The sequence below is a fragment of the uncultured Fluviicola sp. genome (assembly GCF_902168135.1).
Lineage (GTDB): Bacteria > Bacteroidota > Bacteroidia > Flavobacteriales_D > Crocinitomicaceae > Fluviicola.
In genome coordinates, this window is record NZ_CABHOL010000049.1 from 1 (window position 1) to 22,536 (window position 22,536).

Consider the following 22,536-nt stretch of genomic DNA (forward strand, 5'->3'; position numbering starts at 1 on the left):
CAATTGGTGATAAACCTGGCCGTACTCTTCGTTTAACTGCTTTGTGGCAGCATAAGGTGAAAGCACTTTTCCTTCCTGGCCTTCGTGTTTCGGAGAAGCAATAGAATCTCCGTAAACCGATGAAGAACTTGCATACACAAAACGTTTTACACCTGCCAGCTTTGCTTCGTGCAGAATGGTCAGAAAACCGGTTGCATTTACACGGTGCGTATTCAGAGGAAATTCTATGGATCTCGGCACAGACCCCAAAGCAGCCTGGTTGGAGATTGCATCCACTTCTTTCAGCAAATCGCGGTAATCATCCGGGTTGCAAATATCTCCTTTAACAAAGCGGTAATTTTCGTAGTGGGACAGGCGGTCAATATTGGATTGAAGTCCTGTTTCCAGGTTATCCAAAACAATAACAGAGGCTCCTATTTTCAATAGGGCCTCTGTTAAATTTGAACCGATGAAGCCGGCACCGCCGGTCACCAAAATGGTTTTATGCTTTAATTGATCAGATATCAACTGAATTTGATCCATACTACTTCGCGTAATTCACGGAACGTTTTTCACGGATCACAGTTACTTTAACTTGTCCCGGATAAGTCATTTCAGTTTGAATTTTCTGAGAAATTGCAAACGACAATTCATCTGCGCGTAAATCGGTTACTTTTTCACTTTCAACCAATACACGCAGTTCGCGACCCGCCTGGATAGCATAAGCTGAATTCACTCCGTCATAAGACAACGCCAGATTCTCCAGGTCCTTAATTCGTTTGATGTATGATTCAACAACCTCGCGGCGTGCTCCCGGACGTGCTCCGGAAATGGAGTCACAAATCTGCACGATCGGTGAGATCAAAGAGGTCATTTCAATTTCGTCGTGGTGCGCTCCGATTGCATTCAATACATCCGGTTTTTCACCGAATTTCTCAGCAATCTTCATACCCAGGATGGCATGCGGCAATTCCGGTTCTTCGTCCGGAACCTTACCTATATCGTGTAATAATCCGGCGCGTTTCGCCACTTTCACATTCAATCCGAGCTCAGCAGCCATGATCGCACACAAATTTGCTACTTCACGGCTGTGCTGCAATAAGTTTTGTCCGTAAGAAGAACGGTACTTCATACGTCCCACCATGCGGATCAATTCAGGGTGTAACCCGTGAATTCCAAGGTCGATACAAGTTCTTCGTCCTGTTTCGGCAATTTCTTCTTCCAGGGATTTTTTCGTTTTGGCAACCACTTCTTCAATACGCGCCGGGTGGATACGTCCGTCGGAAACCAATTGGTGTAAAGCCAAACGTGCAATCTCTCTTCGAACCGGGTCGAAGCAGGAAAGGATAATCGCTTCCGGAGTATCATCTACAATGATCTCAACTCCTGTAGCAGCTTCCAGGGCGCGGATATTCCGACCTTCACGACCGATAATACGTCCTTTCACCTCATCCGAATCGATATTGAAAACAGAAACTGCATTCTCAACAGCCTGCTCGGAAGCTACACGCTGAATGGTTTGGATCACGATGCGTTTTGCTTCGCGGTTCGCATTCAATTTTGCTTCTTCGGTAATTTCCTTGATGTGTGCCATTGCAGAAGTACGAGCTTCATCTTTTAATGATTCCATCAATAAGTTCTTCGCCTCATCAATAGACATTCCTGTAATCTTGGTTAGCTCGGCAACACGTTTTTGGTGCATTTTGTCCAATTCCTGGTGTCGGATCTCATTCGCTTCGAGTTTGCTGGCCAATTCTGCCTGGATACGCTCTGTATCTTTCTCTTTACGGGAAACCTCTTCGATTTTCTGAGTAAGCGATTTTTCTTTGCTTTTCACTCTGTCCTCAGTAGACTGCATGCGTCTTTCACGTTCTTTCACGTTTTCTTCATGCTCTTCTTTCAACTTCAGGAAGCGTTCTTTTGCCTGAAGTATCTTTTCTTTTTTCATGGCTTCACCTTCCAGATCAGCCTCCTTCAAGATTTGCTCTTTTCGTTTCTTGAGCATTGTATTCTGGATAATGAAAGTAGCTACACCACCTCCTATCAATCCGATCAATGCTCCAATAATTACATTTACCATAGTTCTTAAATAAAAAAATCCCACTGCTTACGGTGATGTTACGTAAACAAGTGAGAAAAAGACTGCAAATTCCGAACTAGCGGAACGTAATTAATTCAATGCATCCAAATCATCGGAAAGTGCTTTCAATGCAGCAGTTGCTTCAGAGAAATCAGCTTGAGGAGCACTGCCTGCGGCAGCCGGTGCTTTCGATCCTCTTGTAGACAATTGTAAGGCGGTCATCGCCAATAAGTCTTGCATATCGCGCACGGCAAAGTTATCCTGTAGTTGTTTGATCGCTTTATTGATATCATCAGCGGCACGCTGTACCTTTTCCACTTCCGTTTCCTGGACAGTTAAAGGGTACGTGCGACCGGCAACCACTACTTTCAAAGACACCTTACTCATTCGCTATTTTTAATTGTTGAATGCAGAAATCAATCTCTTTCACAAGCACATCAATCTCAACTCCATTGGTTGAAACAGGTTGTGCCTGAACTTGTTCACGCGCTTGGTCCAATTCTGATCTCAAGCTTTGGAGCTCATCCTCCATGGCCTTTTTCTGGTTTTGATACCCTGAAATTTCCGAATTAAGACGATTAATTTCATCTGTCATAGAACGAACGCGCTCTCTTTCAGTCACCAACGATTGGTGTAACTGACGAGATTTCGCGCCAATTTGTTCAATTAAAGATTTCAACTCAGACGTCATCCAATAAGCGTTTGTACAAAAATAGCAGGTAAAACCAATTCTACAACATTTTTAAGATAAGATGTGTACAGAAAATATTATTTACAACTGATTATGTGCTCTTTATAGCTTGTTTTTGTTGCACCAGCAAAATACCGATACAAATACTCAAAATGTAAAAAACAATCCCGCTTTGCTGCTGAAGCATGGATTCAAAAAAACTATTGAAAACAAAATTCAGCCCGATCCAGATGAGCAGTTCGTTTTTGTAACGGATCCCCATTCGAAAAAGCATTACCAGTATTGCTAACAAAGCAAGCAATCCAAAAACCCCGACTTCTACTGCCAGTTGCAGGAACTGGTTGTGTGAATTGTATTCGATTTTGGCAATTTCGTCTAATCCTCTTCCGCGCAGACGCGCCCCCATTACTTCGTCAAAATTCCCTGTTCCTGTTCCCATGGGATGTTCGGAAAACTGCTGAAAAGAGGTGGTCCACATTAAAATGCGGATGTTATTCCCGTGAGGAGCTGCTTTGGCTTGCTCGTAAATATGGTCCGGATTGGATAAATAGATTTTCAAATCTGTCAAAGTATTATTCACTTCATCATTTACACGGGTTACTCCGAAATAAGCTGCAAACGGAAGTGATACAGTGATTCCTAAAACTATCAAAAACACTATTCCCGGCAGCTTTTTCTTTAAATAACTCAGCGTGAGATAGGCCAAAACAGCGAAATGGAACAATACTCCTGCAAATGAAAAAATAATGAATTGGATAACGCAGACAAATGCGATCCAAATAAGCAACATCCAGGTATTGAATCCTTTCCACCCTGCCTTCACCCCTATCCGGAAAAAGAAAATGGACATGGTCAGCAGAACCGCCAGGTAGGTCGGGTGGTGAATGTAGGAAAACACAGAACTGGTGAAACTTCCGTTCAAATACTCGGTTTCCAGGTAAACCTGATAGCTATGTATTAATCCAAGTGTTACGACCACCAATAAACCCGCTGTGAAAGCAAGCACAAAGGGTTTTAGTTGAAAGCTTTCTTTCTTTTGAAGCGCGAATATCAGCGGAAAGACCAGCAAGGACAGTTTTTTGCTCAGGATTCCACCTGCAATTCCCGGATTATGTGTAAAAAATGCTCCGACTGCAAATACGATATAAAGTGCAACTATCGCAGAAAAGATTTTGTTCCACCGGAATTTAACAGCTCTTTGCGACCATAAGACAAGGTTATTGATCAACCATAAAACGATAATAATAGAGGAAGGTTTCGGGGCAAAACTAAAAACAAAGATCAATAATGCCGGAAACCAGCTTTGTGCTTTTTCAAGCGTTGGAATGACAGCTCTCATTCTACAATTGTTGAAAACGATGGAACAATCTGACCAATTCCAATCAGGCAGGATTCCTCAATCGTACTATTGCTTCCTACCTGGCTTCCAATGGATAAATGCACATAACTACCGATTTTTGAATCATGGTCTACCGTTACATTAGCGTTCACTATGACCTGGCGTCCGATAACAGCATTTGCACTGACAACCGCACCGGCTAAAACAACCGACCCTGCGTCTATTTTCGCGCTCGGGCTAACTACCGCGTTAGGATGTACCAGCGAAATCCAGTTTAAGTCCGAATGTTGCCCGCTGATTTTTTTACGGACCGAATTGTTGCCGATCCCGATTACATAAGCATCGATCTCATCTGTAGTTTTTCCAAGATCATTGACAGAACCCAGGACTTTGACCCCATTCCAAAGTTCGGCACCACGTTCCAGTGAATCGTCAAAACATCCAGTCAGGCTCAATTCGGGAGCCTGAGAAATGATCTCCGATAAAACGCGGGCATGCCCGCCTCCGCCTATAATTGCAACTTTAACCATTGGTGAGTTGAAGATACAATTTTTCTGCTTTCTGCATGTTGATCTGCCAGATTCCTTTTTCACGAAGCAGCTGATCATTCAATACAACTGCTTTTTCCATCAGTTGATGGTATTCATTCCTGCTTTTTAAGAGTTTTTCAGCCAAAGTATCCACGTCGTCGATTTTCACGAAAAAGCCATTCTCCCCTTCCCTGATCCATTGATGATTGGCCGGTATATCGGTAACAATATTCCACGTCCCGCAAGCCATTGCTTCATTCAAAGAGATGTTATTCCCGTCCGAAAGCGACAAGCTGACAAATACATGGCTCTTATTTAAATATGCGGCTATTTCCGGCTGGGTAAGTTTTCCAACAAAAGTAACATGGGATTTCAGTCCGAATTCTTCCGTCATGCGGACCAATTCTTCTTTCTGACTCCCCGCTCCGATCAGATTCACATGGATCTCAGGAATTTCACCAACTACTTTTTGCAGTGCTTTCAACAAGTGCGGAATATTATAAATCGGCTCAAAGTTTCTTGTACAGGTAATGACGAATTGGTTTTCGGGTAATTTCCGATTCTCCGAATTAAAGATTTGCTGATCGATCCCAAATGGAAGTGCTACAATCTTATTTGTTGCTGCTCCCAAGCTCTTCGCTGCCGGAATCATGTGGTCTGCCATTACCATTACCAGGTCGGCACGTTTAAATGCAAACCTCAATAATTTCCGGTAAATAGTTGATTTATTCGGACTGATGAGGATATCTGATCCCAATGATGAGATAATGTAAGGATGAAAACGGCAAAGTGAACCGGTAATTCCATAACTGGTTGCATACAAAGCATGAAAAACATCCGGCTTGATCTCTTTAAGCAGTTTGCGCACTTGTCTGAAAGTCAGCAAAACTTTCCAATTTCCGCCCGAAACATCAATTTTACCTGTATTTACAGAATAGGTTTTGATTCCTTCAATGATTTTGGTCTTATAGGTAATCAAATGGATGTCGTGACCCAGCGCCTGGAAATGCCTGCACCAGCGTTCCGTATGAATACTTTCACTATCTGCAAAGTAGCATATTCTCATCAAAGTTTATTTAAATTTTTGTAATACTCTATCGTTTTCCGGATACCCTGTTTTATTCCAAAAGGGTATTGAAAGGATGTTTGAAGGGCCTTATCCGAATAAACAACTTCATTGCTTACGGAATCCAATTTACGCACTTTCAGACGATAAAACGTCCGCACAATCCATTTAGGAACACGGGCAGCATTCAGGGATGTTTTTAACTCATCAGCGATAATCTCCAGGAACTCTTTCAGGTCCATAGAATTACCTACGTTGTAAATTCCTTTTACATCCGATTCCAAACGGTTCAAAATAAATACTGTCAAATCTTCCACATACACGTAATTCACCTTAGCTGTGCGTGTGTACAAGATCTTTTTGCCGCTTTTCACATGCTGCATCAGGTTTAGAAGTGCATCGAACGGATGAGATTCTCCAAATACATTCGTAGGTCTTAATACCGACCATTTTAAATCCGGATTCTCCATGAAGAATTCCAAAAACAACTGTTCGGAAAGCAGTTTGGTTCGTTCGTATTCGTTTTTTGGTTCTGCCGGAAATTGCTCATCAACACTGGTTGAATCCAGGTTATAATTCATTCCAACCACACCAACACTGCTTAAGTGGATTATTTGCTTTACCGTTTTGGCCTCCCGAATCGCCGCAATCAACCGTTTCGTTCCTCCTACATTGGTTTCTTCCAATTTGTCCTGGTTACGTACCTCTGCTGCCAGGTTAATCAGTATTGTTATACCCGAAAGTGCACGATTCAATGATTCCTGGTCGGAAAGATCTCCTTCTACCACACGGAAACGTTCTTCTTTCCCGAATTTTTGAGGATTTCTTGTCAGGATTGCAACATCGTATTTATCAAAGTCGATTTTCTTCAACAGACTTTTCCCGATAAAACCACTTGCTCCTGTAATCAGTATCTTTTCCTTATCCTGCATCCTTTTATTTTTTTCGCTGGAACAAACGTCCGTAAATAATCACTGCCAACAGGATCAAAGCAGGAACAATGATTACCTGTTTGATCATTCCTTCAAAAACCAACAGGTCCGAGCGAATGATTAACGGCATATATGCTACCATTCCAAGCAATACGGTCAGAATAAAAAACGTTTGTTTCTTTTTGCTTTTGAACGAATGCATCAGGTAAACCGGTACAAGGTAACAAATTGCCAGAATGAATGCCCCAAGAATGAACCCGAAATATCCGAAGTTCAAATACCAGGAAGAAATATGATTGATTGTGAATCCCTGGTCATCCGGAAGTTTCAACTGGTTCGCATAATATGTGTAAGTATCCTGTTTCTCGCTTCCAACCAGGTTTCGCAGGGCGATTCCGTAGGATGGACTCACCTGATGTTTGTAAATCCCGTACATAGAAAAATGGCCTGCAAACAGTTCGTTAGAGAACAGGATATTGGTTCCTGCTTTCAATATACGCTGTCCCAACCCCAATTTTTTGTACCCGAAAGACACAAACTGGTTATTAATCTTATATATCTTACCATTGTATAATATTTTATCCGGATGTTCTTTTGTTTGAGCAATGAATTCCTTCAGTTTCATAACGATGGTATCTCCTGCCGCAACGAAAGTGGTATCCCGATACTTCAATGATTCGATAATTCTTTCCGATTTCTCCAAATCCCGGTGCAGGAAAAATGTACGGTCGCTGGAATAAATATCTGCTATTTTCCTATTTTCAGGGGAATCTACCATTGCTGCAATCCCGATTTTCTCCATCAGGTATGATGACATACCGCGCATCGGGTCATTCAATGCAATAACAAAAAAGAAAACGATGAAAAACACTCCGTAAAACAATTTGCTCTTACGCACCGAACGATATGGGTAGGAAACGAACAAAATGAAAAACAATCCGCCAAGAAACAATTCATGACGTGTGCCTATAATCGAAAGGTACGTGACCATCAATAAGAAACAGATCCAGAATAACACGCCAGGTTTTTTCACCGCGATTTCGGGATCCTTACGGAAATAAAGAGCCAAATACCAGGCAAATGAAAAAACCATTATCCAGTTAAAATACTGGTGCAAACGATAAAGTGGAACTCCACCAGCACGCACATTCGAATAAATGGATTCATGCAGCAGCATTGAACTGATCAAAACATCTTTCACCAGAAACAAAGAACAGCAAATGGATACAACTGCAATCAATAAAAATGGCACCTGTGATGCGGTAAAAGTCTTTCCCGAGCCATTTTCCTGAAGAGCTTGTTCGGGAAATTTTTGTTTAAGTCTTTTTATTCCAAAGAAAACAAAACCCTGGAAAAATAAGATAAAAAGACCATAACTGAGAATAACCATGTTATAAGTTCCATCCAGGTCTACTCGGAACATTTTATCCAGCAAATAGTAATATGCAAGGCCGATGTTCTTCCCAAAACCAGTCAGACGATCAAAGATAAAGAGCCAGGCTCCCATCAGGGACCAAAAATAAAGTACGGCCGTTACGATCGGAAAAGTGAGGTTTTTATAAATTCTCCAGGTTTTAACCTGAACAAAGCCAATAACTGAAGTAATAACAATTAATAATAATAAGGCAGTCATAATTTTTTGATTGATAGATAGGTTTCAATGAAAGTAATAATTCCCAATAAGGTCATCACACCGGCAAAAGAAAAAAGATAATAAGTAAAGTCCAGGTCCATGTATTTCCCGATTCCGATCAGGATTCCATATGCTCCCAGGCAAATGAGAAGGTTAATAGCATTGCTCGCTTTTACCTTCAAGGCGTCCAGGAAACTTCTCAGTACGATGTACAAGCAATATCCGAATGCTGACAACAAAACGATTTTGGAAACAGGTATAATTGAGCTCCGGTATTCTTCACCTAATAAAATTCCAAGGATTGTTTCTGAGAATAAATAAAATACGGCTACTCCCAGAAGCGTCAATCCCAGACACAAACCTGTAAAAATAAAAAAGCGTCTGCGAATCAACTGCAGGTTTTTCGTCCGCATGGCACTCACAATTTCAGGGAGCAGGATCAGTCCCAGCGGGCCGAATGCTGCACCGGCAAGGTTCAACAATGTGAGCGAATATGCCACATCTCCACCTACCAATACGTTTTTTTCGATATTCAGAATTAAGAATGTTGGTAAGGTCAATAACCCCAAAAGTGCAAAATCACCCAATACGCGAGGTAATCCATAAACCAAAAGCAACTTGCTGTCGGCAATGAACTGTTCTTTCGTAAATCGGATTTTCATACGGATCATGTGATAAGAGATAAATACAACTAGCGAACCACTCAACAAGATAATATTCCAGAATAAAAGATCATTTACATTATCGGTAAGATAAACGGAGAGTGTTGGTATCAACCCGACATTGATCAATTGAACAAAATTGGCCTGGAATACCTTGAACATTCCTCTCAAAAACCCATAAATAATCGCATGCAGTCCATAAAGCGAGAGCATTACGGCAATTGGCAGAATATAGTGTGTGTAATTTCCCGAACCGAAAAACAGGTGGGAAACATAGGATCTGCTAAGCCATAAGCCTGAACAGATGATCAATATCGACAAGAACATCCAGATTAGTCCGGAAGGCAATAGAGAACTCCTGCCTGGTTCCAGGCTGACATACCGTGGAATAGCAACACCTAAACCGATCATTAGAAGCGGCTGCAGAAAAGAGATAGATCTTCGAATCAGTGTATACTCACTAAATCCGGTATCCTCCAGGTTGGTATTTGCCAGACGGAAAACCATAAAGCTCAGGAACATGATCAAAAATTCAGTTCCGAAAGTGACAATATAGTTCGTATTCCTGGGCATACTTAAAAAACGCAATAGTTCTATTCGTTAATTAAGCCTGATTCGTTGTTCCTCCAAAATTCATCGGCGGGAACGGAGGTGTTTCGGTATCGTTAATTACTCCGTTTATTTGCTCGTATTTTTGCACATTCTCAGCCAATGCACGCATTAAGCGTTTTGCATTCTGGGGAGACATCACTACTCTTGAACGTACTTTTGCTTTGGGCATTCCCGGCATCATTTGAATAAAATCCACCACAAATTCGGATTGAGAATGCGTAATGATCGCCAGGTTCGAATAAACTCCTTCCGCCAACTCTTCGTTTAGCTCAATGTTGATCTGATTGTCATTTTTTTCCATGCTTGCGAAGTTAAAAGCTTTTTGAATAACTTTCCAACTATTACTCCTTTAACTTTGCAGAAAGCATCTTTATGTATCTCAGAAGAAAGTTGCATTCACACTGCCTGAATTCTTGTGATTTTTTAACATTTTACAGAAATAACCACTCTTTAATGAATCGCTGCAAAACTCTTTAAAAGTCCTGACACCAACATTCCCCGGAAGTTCTTAACAAGAATCAGTCGTAGCACTATTTGATCGGAAATTTTGAAAAATCCAGCAAAATCAAGTGTTTGACCTGCTCTTTCATTTTCAAAAAACACATTTTATTAGTAACTTGCTTGGGATAAAAAGTTTCGAATTGCCATTCATGTCTAGTAATCTAAGTAAGATTCCATCCAAAAGACAATAGTCAATTCTTCATTAGATACATCAATTGGTTGTGTCGTCAATCCGGGTTAAGGTCCGGAATAATTAAGCTGAAATAAAGACTGTAAAGTCTGCAAATGAAAGTGTACCGTGGAAAGCTGTCCCTGGAACACTAAATATTTATTATTATGGTAGAACGCATTTATTCCCCCGAACAACTCCCGAAAGAAAACGAGAAGGCTGATCTGGCTGCTTTCCTATACAATCATCTTGATCAATATGGGGACTCAAAAAAAGACATACTAAAAGCCATCAATTATGCATTGTCTTCTGAAGAAAACAAAGGAGGACTTATAATTACTTCCTATTTCGATAGTTTACTGACTGGTGCCGTGGTAGTAAATTTCACCGGCATGGACGGATACATTCCTGAAAACATCCTGGTTTATATTGCTACCCATAAGGATTATCGTGGAATGGGAATCGGAAAGAAACTCATGAAGGCTGTCATTGAAAGAACAACGGGAAGTATTGCCTTGCATGTGGAACCCGACAACCCTGCGCTGCAACTGTATGAGAAAATCGGTTTCGTGAACAAATATCTTGAGATGAGATTAATCAAACACCCCTGATAACATGGCCTATATTTCACTAAACACACAAAAGCTCAAAGCAAATTTTAACTACTTGAGTGATCTTTTCAAAGTACATGGAATCGAATGGTCTGTAGTTGTGAAGATGTTTTGCGGAAACCGAAAATTCCTGACTGCTGTGATTCAGGAATTGAATTTAAGGCAGGTTTGCGATAGTCGGATTACCAATCTGAAAATCATTAAGTTAATTGCCCCAGGTATCGAAACCGTCTTTATAAAACCACCTCCAAAACGCATGGTATCAAGGATCATAGAGTTTGCGGACATCAGTTTTAATACCGAACTGGAAACCATTAAACTCCTTTCAAAGGAAGCTGTTCTTCGTAACAAGATTCATAAGATTGTAATCATGATTGAGATGGGAGAATTGAGGGAAGGGGTCATGCGTGAGCAATTTATTGATTTTTATGCTGCGATTTTTGATTTGCCGAATATTACCATTATTGGAATCGGGACAAACTTAACATGTATGTCGGGAGTTCTTCCCAACCAGGACAAATTGATCCAGCTTTGTTTGTATAAACAACTCATTGAAGCACGCTTTAATAAAGTAATTCCCTTTATCTCGGGCGGGGCTTCAGTTACAATTCCACTCATTGAACAAGGGTTGCTTCCATTAGGGATCAATCATTTCAGAGTTGGGGAAACCTTATTTCTTGGAACAGATGTTTATAAGAACAGTCCTCATAAAAATCTGCATCAGGATATTTTCAAGTTGTACGCTGAGATTATCGAATTAAGTGAAAAACCCCTGGTCCCGAACGGGGAAATGGGCAAGAACTTACAAATGCAGGAACTTGCTATTGATGAAACGCTATTGGGAACTTCATCATTTCGGGCTATTGTTGATATCGGTTTATTGGATATCGATGAAACAAATATCAAACCTGTTGATCCAGATATGCATATTGTTGGTGTGAGTTCGGATATGATTGTACTGGACCTGGGAACTAATCCGCAAGAACTGAAGGTCGGGAATTTAATTGAATTCAGTATGAATTACATGGGGATTCTCCGAATCATGAATTCAGATTATGTCGACAAACGTTTTGAATTCGAAAATTCACATAAAGCAACCATTCAATAGAAACAATTCATGAAAAAACTTTTAGAATATCGATTTTTAGACAACAGTCTTTATTCCTGGCTTGTTGCCCTTGGAATCATTATCGGTTCATTTATTATTATTAAATTATTTAGTTTTCTCATCCTTCGAAGGATCAAAGCCCATTCGTTGAAAACCACAAATATCTGGGACGATTTTATAATTGACAGCGTTGACCGGTTCGTAATTCCCATATTATACTTCGGTGCAATCTTCTTCAGCACCTATTACCTGCAGCTTACTGTTAAATCAAGGTCCGTATTACATGCAGGATATTTGATTATTTGCACTTTCTTTATACTTCGAATCATCAGCAGTGCTTTTAAAAGGTTAGTGAGTGCATTCGTAAAAAGAAAAAGCAATGCAGAAGGTAAAATAGAACAAGCCAACGGACTGATTATTGTTGTAAACATTCTAATATGGTTCGTCGGCTTTCTTTTCTTATTCGATAATCTTGGCTATGATGTGACAACCCTGCTAGCCGGATTAGGAATCGGTGGTATTGCTATTGCCTTAGCTGCTCAAGCCATTCTGGGAGATCTTTTCAACTATTTTGTTATTTTCTTTGACAGACCCTTTGAAATCGGTGACTTTATTATTGTAGATGATAAATCCGGGACAATAGAACAAATCGGGATTAAAACGACAAGGATCCGAACATTAGGTGGAGAACAATTGATTTGTTCCAATACTGATCTGACAAATGCCCGGGTTCACAATTACAAACGCCTGGAACGCAGACGGATTGCTTTTCAGATCGGGGTAACTTACCAAACTTCCTCCTCCCGGTTAAAACAGATTCCCCAAATGGTCAAAGCGATCATTGAATCCCAGTCGGAGATAGATTATGAAAGGGGTAATTTTTCTGGCTTTGGCGATTCAAGCCTGAATTTTGAATTTGTTTACCATGTTTTGTCCACTGATTTTGCATTTTACATGGATAAACAGGAAAAAATCTATTTTGAGATTTACAGTCTTTTCGAACAATGCGGGATTGAATTCGCATATCCTACACGTACCTTATTCATCAAATCTGAGGAGAGTATCCCTGATGAGGTATTAAATTGATAAACTTATGAGCTGGATCGATATTACAATTTTCATTGTTTACTTCCTTTTAATGCTTGCTGTTGGATTCTATTTTTCAGGAAAACACGGAGACGAAAGGGATTATTTTACCGGAGGGGGGAATATGAGCAGTACCCATATAGGTCTGTCCGTTGTGGCAACAGATGTCGGTGGTGGATTCTCCATTGGTTTGGGAGGAATTGGCTTCACCATGGGACTTTCAGGTTCGTGGATGCTTTTTACAGGTCTTATCGGAGCATGGGTCAGTGCCGTATTCCTTATTCCCAAGGTATTTTATTGGCAGCGTGCTCACGGCAGGCATTTTCTTACCTTACCACAGGTATTTAGTTTTCTGTACAATAAAAAAGTAGCATTTGTTGCGGCTATTATTTGCATTATAGGATACAGTGGTTTTACGAGTTCCCAATTATTGGCCGGATCAAAATTATCTGCTGCTATCATTCCATCTGTAAGTGGTGAAACTATGCTTTGGGTGATGGGTATCGTTGTGGTTTTCTATACCATGCTCGGTGGTATGAAGGCGGTTATTTACACTGACACCTTTCAATGGATCATACTCCTAATCGGATTAATGGGAGTCGCAATTCCCCTTGCCTGGTCAGCTTTGGGAGGATATGAAGGCATTATCCCCTACCTGAGTAAAGACATGCTATCCATAACGAATATTACCTGGAGCCAGATAGTTAATTGGAGTGTTACCATTGTTCCTATCTGGTTTGTAGGAATGACTTTATATCAAAGGATTTTCGCCTGCAGAGATGAAAAAGCTGCAAAAAAAGCCTGGTATCTTGCAGGGGCGCTTGAATGGCCTTTTATGGCATTTACCGGAGTAATACTGGGGATGCTTGCAAACGTTGCCGTGCAAAAAGGAATCATTCCGGTATCTGAAGGCGTTACTATCGATAGTGAAATGGGACTGCCTTTATTAATACGCCAGATACTACCGGTTGGATTCGCAGGAATTGTAATTGCAGCATACTTTTCAGCGGTTCTTTCAACTGCAGACAGCTGTTTGATGGCGGCATCAGGAAGTGTGGTAGGGGATCTCATTCCTAAAAGCTGGAAGCTGAACAATTCATCAATAATCAGAATCTCTCAAGTTACTACGCTTTTAATAGGAATAATTGCCATTCTATTGGCATCGATTATGCAAAATGTTATTTCTCTGATGCTTTATGCTTATGCATTTATGGTGTCCGGTTTGTTTGTTCCGGTAGTCGCAGCTTTATTTTTAAGAACGCGGTTTCCACAACCCGCTTTGTTCTCCATGATCATTGGCGGCGGTGTAACCCTGACCCTGATTTTGTCAGGATGGACCTTGCCCTGGAATTTAGATGCCAATATTTTCGGATTAAGTTCAGCCATATTAGCTTATAGTATTGTGCACCGGGTGATGCTCCGAAAAACACGAATTCCGCATCTTTGATTCTGCTTTCTTCAATTAAAGTGCATTTTGGTTTTCAAATTGATTCTCGCAAGTAATCCATTGATTACTTTTGCACTCTAAAAGAAAACAAATTGCCGAAAGTTGATAAAGGTATTAATCTTACCGCTGCACTTATTATAAGTATGATTATATGGGGGATAAGCTGGCCTTCAAACAAGGTTTTAGCGTCTTTCGGAACACCTTTCAATATCGGTTTTTTTCGTTATGGCTTTGTGGTTGTTAGCTTTTTATTTGTTCTGATCTTTTTTAAGACCAAGCTTCTCATTTCTAAAAATGGTATCCCCTTTCTTGTTATCGCAGGTATCCTTATGGCGAGTTACAACTACACCTTCCTTGCCGGATTAAAGAATGGAAGTCCGGGTGCAGGCGGAATCCTGGTTACTACCTTAAACCCGGTAATGGCTTATGGCATAGGAATGCTAATTGACTGGAAGAGACCGGGAAAAAATGAATTCATCGGTTTAATGTTCGGAGTGGTCGCAGGATTAAGTCTTTTAAAAGTATGGGGAAACAAGGCTGTTTTTGCTGAGCCGGGAAATCTTTATTTCCTGATAAGTGCGCTGATTTGGGCAGTTATGAGCAAATTTACATCGAAATCTGCGAAATACGGTTCACCTTTTGCTTTCACCTGGTGGATGTATGTTGTAACACTTATTTGTCTTCTTCCTTTCTGCGAGTTCACAGAAATCGGTGAATTAACCCAAACAACAGATATCCGCTTTTGGGGGAACGTTCTTTACTCAAGTGTTATTACTGTAACGGTGGCTACCACCACATACTTTTTTGCGACTTCCAAAATCGGGGCTGAAAAGGCCAGCAGCTTTATCTTTATCGTACCTTTCAGTGCAGCCGTATTCTCTTTTGCCATTCTGGGTGAAAAACTGGAAATCCATACGATTATAGGCGGGTTACTGGGTATCGTTGCTGTTTACATGATAAACAAGAAGTAACCTTGTTGTTCTGAATTCGTTATCCATACGAAACAAGTATTTTATTTTCTCTATTTTTATCCCTCGAAAACACTAAACATGAAAAAACTAACGCTTCTATTTGTTCTGCTGGCTTCAGTTTCAGTAGGATGTAAGAAAAAAGGCTGTACGGATGCCAATGCTACGAATTACAATGCAAATGCAAATTCCGATGACGCAAGCTGTACGTATCCGGCAGAGACTGAAACAGGTCCTTATTTAATTGTGAAACTTCATTTTGATTCTTTAGCTCCCCGCCTGGATAATTTCGGGAATCCTGCTACAATTCCGTCTAACCACTGGGCGCAATCACCGGTATTTTACGGTATGAGTGCTCACTACATTGAGTTTGCACAAAACATGTATACACAATTGGGAGCGGGAGAAATTCTTTACCATGGAGCGGAAACAACTGCCGGTGGTTCTAATGCAGTCGATTTTAGTAAGGCAATTATCAAAGGTGATAACGAAGTATTTATGAAGATCCCTTTGAAAAATATTTCCCCGGATACTTACAACTGGGTAAGAATGTCTTTAACTTACCAAAATTATTCGCTTGATTACCGCTACAACGGAGTAGATTACAATGGAAGACTGGCTTCTTTTGTCGGATTTAATACTTACATCACCAATTACAAAATCTGGAATCAAACCGTAACATTGAACGCCAATAAATTGCAAGGATATTGGGGATTTGAGAACCTCGGAGTGGTAGTACAGGGGCAAGCTGCAGCAACTACAGTTCCGAATCCGTTATCTGCAACATCACCGGTACCTGCCGGTTCATGCGTTGTGACAGGAAACTTTGACACGCCGTTTACCATTACCGGAAACGAAACCGAAGATATTATCTGTACCATGTCGCTTTCAACAAACAAAAGCTTTGAGTGGTACGACGCAAACGGGGATCACAAATACGAACCGGGAGCGGGCGATTATCCGACTGACATGGGGTTACGAGGGTTAAAACCGATCATTACCCCGTAATTTACAACTGACAGGTTTCAAAGGGAGTTCTTTATTCGAACTCCCTTTTTTATGCTCAAAAATTTCATGATCCGTTAAAACGGCATGTGTTTTGTTTAACCCCGAAACAAAAAACACATCATGAAAAAAATCATCTTAGCTTCTATCCTGCTTTTAAGCGCAAACACTTTCGGGCAAACAAAGGGTTCCTGGTATTTGGGCGGCAGCGCCGGCTTCTCTATGGGAACTACCTCACAAGGTGGTACAACAATCAAAAGAAGTGCCTGGTCGGCTTCACCTGAAATCGGAACTTTCCTTACAGATCACATCCAGCTTGGACTGGGAATTACTTCCAGCGGCTCTCATTCGGATTTTATGACTTCAGGTTCATTAAGAAATCTTCAGTTCGGCGGATCGGTCTATAGCCGTTATTTATTCGGTGACGGAGCTTTCAGACCGTTTCTGGGCATTAGTGCCAGCTACCTTGCCGGACAATCAAGAACTTCTACCGGGAACAGTACCAACGACATTGGTACAATTAATGCAAGCTTTTCAGCAGGTTTTGCTTATTATATTACACCACGGATCGGGATTTTTGGTTCTATCGGAGTTCTGGGCTATACCAATACACGAACTTCAGTAACGGGTGTTCCTGATTTAGTTACCAATGATTTCGGATTTAATGCCAGCACACTCGGAAACCGTTTCACTATCGGGATGTATTATACGATCTGCAAGGGAAAATCTGCCGAATAAAACTTCATTTACAGCAATAAAAAATCCCCCTCAGTTGAACTGAAGGGGATTTCTATTTTAGAAGTATCACATCTTCTGGAATCTCAATACTTTTTGATGCTCATTCACTGAAAGGAAATAAATACCGTTTTTCAATTCTTTTAGGGAAACCCCGGAATAAACATCCGACAAAGGAACTTGTTTGATCATTTTCCCGTTTAGGTCGTAAATGGCCAAATCGGTTATCCTTTCCAAATCTCCTGAAATATTAAGTGATTCGGATGACGGGTTTGGAAACAGATCGATTTTAAGCAACTCTTTCTCATCCACTCCCAAATCGCACATTGGTGTCCATGGTGTTTCCTGTCCGGGAGGAGTCTGTTCACCGTCTTCCCGGTAGCAGATCTGTGAGTAATTGTACTCGAATCCATTAACTTCCAGTAAACCGCTATAGGTGTTAAAAAGCACCGATTCGCCTGTAGCTCCTCCATCCGTCATCCGGTAAGTTACACTATAACTACCTGAAGATTCCAATACACTATCTTTTGTCACAACCATTAATGTATCAATGAAGGAAGGAAAAGGTAAATTCACATCCCGGTACGTTCGAAAAGCATTCAAATAGGCAGTACTGTCTGTTAAAAGTGCTCCTACGGATAAATTGTGATCAATGGTAATGTTGATTTCTACGTCATTCCTGTTTATAAAAAACCGCTGCTGATTCGGAACATCTTCACGAATACCTCCACTGTATACACCGTCTTGGAAAATCCGCACATAATGTTGTCCGTTAATGATAGTATCCCCCGACCAAATCGTCTTGGAAAAACTTTCTACGTTCTCACTTCCATTCCAATGTTGATGGCGATAAACGTATTGCGTATAATTCCCATGGATAGGTTGATAACTAACGGTTTGGGCTTTCAGTGTCAGGAAAGAAAAGACACTGAATGAAAAAAGTAACATGTTCTTCATAAAAAATCGATTTAGTTGTTTCTTTATTAATGCATAAAAGCACCAATGGTTGTAAAAAAAATCCCCGAATTATTAAATAATTCGGGGATCACTATTTTCAGATAATCAAATCTTAAGAGATTGCATCCATTTCTTCCTTGTTTGCCACAAGTACTTTTTGGAAGCGGCGTACACCTGTACCAGCCGGAATCAAGTGACCAACGATTACGTTTTCTTTCAAACCTAATAGGTGATCTTCTTTTCCGGAGATTGCAGCCTCGTTCAATACTTTCGTTGTTTCCTGGAAGGAAGCAGCTGAGATAAACGATTGTGTCTGCAATGAAGCACGTGTAATACCCTGTAACAATGGAGTTGAAGTTGCAGGAACTGCATCACGGGATTCAACCAACTGCTTGTCAGCACGCTTCAATTGAGAGTTCTCATCACGTAATTTACGTGCGGAAACAATTTGACCTGCTTTCAATGTTGTAGAATCACCAGCGTCAACTACTACTTTCATTCCGTAGATAGAGTCATTCTCTTCCATGAAGTCTGCCTTGTGAACAGATTGTCCTTCCAGGAATCGCGTATCTCCTGCGTCTACGATCTCCACTTTCAACATCATCTGACGAACGATTACTTCGAAATGCTTATCGTTGATTTTTACCCCTTGTAGACGGTAAACCTCCTGGATTTCATTTACGATGTACTCCTGTACTTTCGTCGGACCTTGGATATTCAAGATATCGTTCGGTGTAATTGCACCATCGGATAAAGGTTGTCCTGCACGTGTGAAATCGTTCTCCTGTACTAAAATGTGCTTAGAAAGCGGTACCAAGTACTTGCGAACGTCACCTGCTTTGGAAGTCACCTGGATCTCACGGTTACCACGCTTGATCTTACCGAATTCAACGATACCGTCGATTTCAGAAACCACAGCCGGGTTAGAAGGGTTACGTGCTTCGAATAATTCCGTTACACGAGGAAGACCTCCGGTGATATCCCCGGTTTTACCAGCAACACGAGGAATCTTAACAAGGATCACACCTTCTTCGATCTTATCACCTTCGTTTACGGAAATATGGGAATCAACCGGAATGTTGTACTCACGCAATACTTCTTTTGTCTTAGGATCAATAATGTGGATCGCAGGGTTTTTCTTCTTATCACGGGATTCTATGATCACTTTTTCAGTAAATCCTGTTTGCTCATCGACTTCCTCACGGTAAGTAACACCGTCAATAATATTTTCGAATAATACTTTACCAGCTACCTCTGAAATGATTACCGCGTTATACTGGTCCCATTTACAGATCACATCACCTTTTTTCACGTTCGTATTATTGTCAATCAACAACTCGGAACCGTAAGGGATGTTTGAAGTCATCAAAGCAACTCCGGTTTTCGGATCTGTAATTTTCAATTCTGCCGAACGACCTACAACGATCGTCTTCACTGTTCCATCGGTTCCTTTACGTGTAATTGTACGTAATTCGTCGATTTCCAATTTACCTGCAGATTTTGCTTTCAAATCTGATTCATCCGTAATGTTCGATGCAGTACCCCCAACGTGGAATGTACGTAGCGTTAACTGTGTTCCCGGCTCACCAATTGACTGAGCAGCAACTACACCAACAGCATCTCCATCCTGTGCAGGGCGGTGCGTTGCAAGGTTACGTCCGTAACACTTAGAACAAACTCCGCGGCGCATTTCACAAGTCAATACCGAACGTATCTCCACTTCTTCAATACCTGCTTTTTCGATTTCATCAGCAACTGTTTCAGAGATCAACTCACCTGCAGCAACAATCAATTGTTCCGTTTCAGGGTTGTAAATATCGTGAACAGATGTTCTTCCTAAAATACGATCGATCAAAGGCTCAACGATTTCATCATTTTTCTTCAATGAAGTCGCTACCAAACCTCTCAATGTTCCACAATCCACTGCGTTAATTACAACGTCTTGTGCAACGTCCACCAAACGACGAGTCAGGTAACCCGCATCTGCCGTTTTCAATGCCGTATCGGCCAAACCTTTACGCGCACCGTGAGTAGAGATAAAGTACTCCAAAATCGAAAGACCTTCCTTAAAGTTGGAAAGAATCGGGTTCTCGATAATTTCCTGTGCAGAAGCCCCTGATTTCTGAGGTTTCGCCATCAATCCACGCATACCTGACAACTGACGAATCTGCTCTTTCGAACCACGGGCTCCGGAGTCAAACATCATGTAGATTGAGTTGAATCCTTGATCGTCATTCTTCAACTGATCCATCAACGTGTTCGTCAAACGGATGTTAGTATGCGTCCAAATATCAATGATCTGGTTATAACGTTCGTTATTCGTGATAAGACCCATGTTGTAATTGGCCATTACCTCTTTCACGTCAGTCTCTGCTTTCGCAACCAGAATTTCTTTTTCTTTCGGGATAATAATGTGATCCAGGTTGAATGACAATCCACCGCGGAATGCCATACCGTAACCTAATTCTTTGATATCATCCAGGAACTTAGCTGTCTTAGCTGTTCCACAGATCTTCAATACGTGTCCGATAATATCACGAAGCGCTTTCTTCGTCAATACATCGTTCAAGAATCCTACTTCACGTGGAACTACTTCATTGAAAAGTACACGTCCACATGTTGTATCGATCATTTGAAGCGTTGGAATTCCCTCCTCGTTCAAATCGTAAGATTTTACTTTGATCGGAGCATGAAGATCCAATTTACCTTCGTTATTCGCGATAATTACTTCTTCCGGAGAATAGAAAATACTTCCTTCACCTTTTACTTTGTGTTCAGGGGTACTTGTACGCATCTTAGTGATGTAGTAAAGACCCAAGACCATATCCTGGGAAGGTACCGCAATCGGTGCTCCATTCGCAGGGTTCAAAATGTTGTGAGAAGCAAGCATCAACAATTGCGCTTCCAAAATTGCAGCGTTACCTAACGGTAAGTGAACCGCCATCTGGTCACCATCGAAATCGGCGTTGAATGCCGTAGTTACCAATGGGTGAAGACGAATTGCTTTTCCTTCGATCAATTTCGGCTGGAATGCCTGGATACCCAAACGGTGAAGCGTAGGAGCACGGTTTAATAATACCGGGTGTCCTTTCAATACGTTTTCTAAGATATCCCAAACTACAGGCTCTTTGCGGTCAACGATTTTCTTCGCAGATTTAACCGTTTTCACAATTCCACGCTCAATCATCTTACGAATGATAAACGGTTTGTAAAGTTCCGCTGCCATGTCTTTCGGCAAACCACACTCATGCAATTTCAAATCCGGTCCAACAACAATTACCGAACGTGCAGAATAGTCAACACGTTTTCCTAGTAAGTTTTGACGGAAACGTCCCTGCTTACCTTTCAATGAATCGGAAAGGGATTTCAACGGACGGTTTGATTCTGTTTTAACCGCAGAAGCCTTGCGGGAGTTGTCGAACAAAGAGTCAACAGCTTCCTGCAACATACGCTTCTCGTTACGCAAGATAACTTCCGGAGCTTTGATCTCGATCAAACGCTTCAAACGGTTGTTACGGATAATTACACGACGGTAAAGGTCGTTCAAATCCGATGTTGCGAAACGTCCACCATCCAATGGAACCAACGGACGCAATTCCGGTGGAATAACCGGAACAACTTTCACGATCATCCACTCAGGGCGGTTCTCGATACGAGTTTGAGACTCACGCATTGCTTCAACAACCTGAAGTCTTTTCAGAGCTTCGTGCTTACGTTGAACAGACGTTTCTGTATTTGCCTGGTGGCGTAATTTGTAGGAAAGGTCTTCCAAATCCAATTTACGCAACAAGTCATACAATGCCTCAGCCCCCATCTTAGCGATGAATTTGTTTGGGTCAGTATCTTCCAAATACTGGTTTTCTCTTGGAAGAGTATCCAAAATATCCAGGTATTCTTCTTCCGTTAAGAAATCTTTCTCGGAAAGGGAAGTTCCATCCAAATTATTTGCGATACCAGCCTGAATAACTACGTAACGCTCGTAATAGATGATTTGATCCAATTTTTTGGTCGGCAATCCTAACAAATAACCGATTTTGTTCGGCAATGAACGGAAATACCAAATGTGTGCTACCGGAACAACCAAAGAGATATGTCCCATACGCTCACGACGTACTTTTTTCTCGGTAACCTCAACACCACAACGGTCACAAACGATTCCTTTGTATCGGATGCGCTTGTACTTACCACAATGACATTCGTAATCTTTTACCGGTCCGAAGATGCGTTCACAGAACAATCCATCTCTTTCCGGTTTGTATGTACGATAGTTAATTGTCTCAGGCTTGAGTACCTCACCGCTTGACTGATCGCGGATCACCTCAGGAGAAGCCAACGAGATCGTAATCTTGTTGAAGCTACTTTGTTTTTTCGGTGTTTCTTTTCTGTAAGCCATGTTATAACTTTCTTTAATTCAATTTGACAATT

General features: G+C 41.2%; 20 protein-coding genes. 7 read left to right on the forward strand and 13 right to left on the reverse strand.

The features are described from left to right. The 11 genes from QZT69_RS16320 to QZT69_RS16370 all read right to left on the reverse strand — a co-directional run. Positions 1 to 522, reverse strand: a 522-nt coding sequence (locus QZT69_RS16320) for an SDR family NAD(P)-dependent oxidoreductase (protein ID WP_294677445.1), incomplete at its 3' end; no start/stop codon positions are given. A gap of 1 nt (position 523) precedes the next feature. Next, on the reverse strand, positions 524 to 2,059 hold the full coding sequence (gene rny / locus QZT69_RS16325) for a ribonuclease Y (RefSeq protein WP_294677460.1): 1,536 nt from the start codon (positions 2,057 to 2,059) through the stop codon (positions 524 to 526). Positions 2,060 to 2,149: 90 nt separating this feature from the next. Continuing rightward, complete coding sequence (locus tag QZT69_RS16330) at positions 2,150 to 2,446, reverse strand: cell division protein ZapA (RefSeq protein ID WP_294677467.1); 297 nt, start codon at positions 2,444 to 2,446, stop codon at positions 2,150 to 2,152. Beyond that, positions 2,439 to 2,750: a hypothetical protein gene (locus QZT69_RS16335; RefSeq protein WP_294677473.1), complete on the reverse strand. Its 312-nt coding sequence runs from the start codon at positions 2,748 to 2,750 to the stop codon at positions 2,439 to 2,441. Before QZT69_RS16335 ends, QZT69_RS16330 begins: the two co-directional genes overlap by 8 nt. A 91-nt stretch (positions 2,751 to 2,841) precedes the next feature. Continuing rightward, positions 2,842 to 4,089: an O-antigen ligase gene (locus QZT69_RS16340; RefSeq protein WP_294677475.1), complete on the reverse strand. Its 1,248-nt coding sequence runs from the start codon at positions 4,087 to 4,089 to the stop codon at positions 2,842 to 2,844. Then, entirely contained in the window at positions 4,086 to 4,619 is a 534-nt protein-coding gene (locus QZT69_RS16345) for a hypothetical protein (protein WP_294677477.1), read from the reverse strand. The genes QZT69_RS16340 and QZT69_RS16345 overlap by 4 nt, the downstream gene beginning before the upstream one ends. After that, positions 4,612 to 5,685 (reverse strand): glycosyltransferase, encoded by a 1,074-nt coding sequence (locus QZT69_RS16350; RefSeq protein ID WP_294677478.1) that lies wholly within the window; start codon positions 5,683 to 5,685, stop codon positions 4,612 to 4,614. Before QZT69_RS16350 ends, QZT69_RS16345 begins: the two co-directional genes overlap by 8 nt. Then, positions 5,685 to 6,617 (reverse strand): NAD(P)-dependent oxidoreductase, encoded by a 933-nt coding sequence (locus QZT69_RS16355; RefSeq protein WP_294677486.1) that lies wholly within the window; start codon positions 6,615 to 6,617, stop codon positions 5,685 to 5,687. The genes QZT69_RS16350 and QZT69_RS16355 overlap by 1 nt, the downstream gene beginning before the upstream one ends. A 4-nt stretch (positions 6,618 to 6,621) precedes the next feature. After that, positions 6,622 to 8,250 carry a hypothetical protein gene (locus QZT69_RS16360; RefSeq protein ID WP_294677494.1) on the reverse strand — a complete coding sequence of 543 codons (1,629 nt, stop codon included), beginning with the start codon at positions 8,248 to 8,250 and terminating at the stop codon, positions 6,622 to 6,624. Next, positions 8,247 to 9,485: a hypothetical protein gene (locus tag QZT69_RS16365; protein WP_294677502.1), complete on the reverse strand. Its 1,239-nt coding sequence runs from the start codon at positions 9,483 to 9,485 to the stop codon at positions 8,247 to 8,249. Before QZT69_RS16365 ends, QZT69_RS16360 begins: the two co-directional genes overlap by 4 nt. Before the next feature lie 31 nt (positions 9,486 to 9,516). Then, complete coding sequence (locus QZT69_RS16370; protein WP_294677508.1) at positions 9,517 to 9,825, reverse strand: DUF3467 domain-containing protein; 309 nt, start codon at positions 9,823 to 9,825, stop codon at positions 9,517 to 9,519. Positions 9,826 to 10,361: 536 nt separating this feature from the next. On the opposite strand from QZT69_RS16370, the gene QZT69_RS16375 reads away from it, so the two are divergent. The 7 genes from QZT69_RS16375 to QZT69_RS16405 all read left to right on the forward strand — a co-directional run bounded on the left by QZT69_RS16375 (position 10,362) and on the right by QZT69_RS16405 (position 17,157). Beyond that, positions 10,362 to 10,805: a GNAT family N-acetyltransferase gene (locus tag QZT69_RS16375; protein WP_294677517.1), complete on the forward strand. Its 444-nt coding sequence runs from the start codon at positions 10,362 to 10,364 to the stop codon at positions 10,803 to 10,805. A 4-nt stretch (positions 10,806 to 10,809) separates the two neighbouring features. Beyond that, on the forward strand, positions 10,810 to 11,913 hold the full coding sequence (locus QZT69_RS16380; RefSeq protein WP_294677525.1) for an alanine racemase: 1,104 nt from the start codon (positions 10,810 to 10,812) through the stop codon (positions 11,911 to 11,913). Positions 11,914 to 11,922: 9 nt separating this feature from the next. Continuing rightward, positions 11,923 to 12,999: a mechanosensitive ion channel family protein gene (locus QZT69_RS16385; RefSeq protein WP_294677527.1), complete on the forward strand. Its 1,077-nt coding sequence runs from the start codon at positions 11,923 to 11,925 to the stop codon at positions 12,997 to 12,999. A gap of 7 nt (positions 13,000 to 13,006) precedes the next feature. Continuing rightward, positions 13,007 to 14,446 carry a sodium:solute symporter gene (locus tag QZT69_RS16390; protein ID WP_294677533.1) on the forward strand — a complete coding sequence of 480 codons (1,440 nt, stop codon included), beginning with the start codon at positions 13,007 to 13,009 and terminating at the stop codon, positions 14,444 to 14,446. A 92-nt stretch (positions 14,447 to 14,538) separates the two neighbouring features. Further along, the gene (locus QZT69_RS16395; RefSeq protein WP_367242346.1) at positions 14,539 to 15,417 is read left to right on the forward strand and encodes a DMT family transporter; all 879 of its coding nucleotides are present in this window, start codon (positions 14,539 to 14,541) and stop codon (positions 15,415 to 15,417) included. A gap of 78 nt (positions 15,418 to 15,495) precedes the next feature. Then, entirely contained in the window at positions 15,496 to 16,422 is a 927-nt protein-coding gene (locus QZT69_RS16400) for a hypothetical protein (RefSeq protein ID WP_294677549.1), read from the forward strand. A gap of 120 nt (positions 16,423 to 16,542) precedes the next feature. Further along, the gene (locus QZT69_RS16405; RefSeq protein ID WP_294677553.1) at positions 16,543 to 17,157 is read left to right on the forward strand and encodes an outer membrane beta-barrel protein; all 615 of its coding nucleotides are present in this window, start codon (positions 16,543 to 16,545) and stop codon (positions 17,155 to 17,157) included. Positions 17,158 to 17,223: 66 nt separating this feature from the next. On the opposite strand, the gene QZT69_RS16410 is transcribed toward QZT69_RS16405, so the two are convergent. Then, positions 17,224 to 18,111, reverse strand: coding sequence for a T9SS type A sorting domain-containing protein (locus QZT69_RS16410; protein WP_294677569.1), 888 nt, complete (start codon positions 18,109 to 18,111; stop codon positions 17,224 to 17,226). Between the two features lie 112 nt (positions 18,112 to 18,223). After that, positions 18,224 to 22,504: a DNA-directed RNA polymerase subunit beta' gene (gene rpoC / locus QZT69_RS16415; protein ID WP_294677577.1), complete on the reverse strand. Its 4,281-nt coding sequence runs from the start codon at positions 22,502 to 22,504 to the stop codon at positions 18,224 to 18,226. Positions 22,505 to 22,536 lie beyond the last annotated feature (32 nt).